Consider the following 1,231-nt stretch of genomic DNA (forward strand, 5'->3'; position numbering starts at 1 on the left):
GCTCTTGGGCAGCGTGGTATTAATATCATGGAATTTTGTAAGGCGTTTAATGCAGCGACACAAGAAATGGAAAAGGGGGCACCGATTCCAGTTGTTATTACGTATTACCAAGATAAATCTTTCACATTTTCTCTCAAGACGCCTCCTGTATCATTCTTTTTAAAGAAGGAAGCAAACCTGAAATCTGGCTCAAAAGAGCCTGGTAAAGTGTCTGTAGGAAGTATTTCTCGCGATAAAATTCGTTCGATTGCGGAATCAAAGATGAAAGATCTTAATGCAAATGACATTGAGGCAGCGATGCGTATGGTTGAAGGTTCTGCTCGCTCGATGGGTTTGGAAGTGGTGGGCTAGTATTATGGCAAAAGTAGCAAAGAGAATAAAAAATATCCGAAAAGATATCGATTTTAGTGAACTTTACGCTTTAAAAGATGCTGTTTTAATGGTTAAGGAGCGTGCCGTTGCTAAATTTGATGAAACAATCGAAATTTCAATGAATTTGGGTGTTGATCCTCGTCATGCTGATCAAATGGTTCGAGGTGTTGCTCATTTGCCTAATGGAACAGGAAGAAATATTCGTGTTGCCGTTTTTGCTCGTGGGGATAAGGCTGAGGAAGCTAAGGCGGCAGGAGCTGATATTGTGGGTGCCGAAGATTTATTTGAAAGCGTTAATAGAGGGACTATAGATTTTGATCGTTGTATTGCAACACCAGACATGATGCCTCTTGTTGGTCGTCTTGGTAAGATTCTTGGTCCACGGAGTTTGATGCCCAATCCCAAAGTTGGTACTGTAACACTTGATGTTGCTGGTGCTGTCAAAGCGTCTAAGGGTGGTGCTGTTGAGTTTCGTGTTGAAAAAGCCGGTATTGTGCATGCTGGTATTGGTAAGGCTTCTTTTGGTGTTGAAAAAATCGTAGAAAATATAAAAGCCTTTGCAAGTGCAGTTATTAAAGCTAAGCCGCAAGGTGCAAAAGGTGAGTATATTAAGCGCGTTGCTGTTTCTTCGACTATGGGGATTGGTGTTAAAGTTGATCCAGCAACAGTTCGTTCAGAGACAGTATAAGCTAATTTATAATTTTGTTTTGGGGTATATGAACATCAAAATTGTATTTTAAATGCTGGTTTTGATCAGCTAGCTATCTAAGCTTTATAGAGCTTAGGTTGTACCGGAAGAAATTCCGGAATATCCTGTCCGAGATTGTAGGTGATACTTTTAAGTATCTTAATCAAAAAA

2 protein-coding genes are annotated in these 1,231 nt (G+C 40.0%); both read left to right on the top strand.

Annotated features, from left to right (window positions below; all coding sequences use genetic code 11):
• Positions 1–351 (top strand): 50S ribosomal protein L11 (gene rplK, locus ACFIO3_RS13355; protein WP_375704618.1); only part of this gene is annotated, 351 nt, incomplete at its 5' end.
• Between the two features lie 4 nt (positions 352–355).
• Positions 356–1,060 (top strand): 50S ribosomal protein L1, encoded by a 705-nt coding sequence (gene rplA, locus ACFIO3_RS13360; protein ID WP_375607230.1) that lies wholly within the window; start codon positions 356–358, stop codon positions 1,058–1,060.
• Positions 1,061–1,231 lie beyond the last annotated feature (171 nt).

It is taken from the genome of Bartonella sp. AD328YNZD, assembly GCF_042196425.1.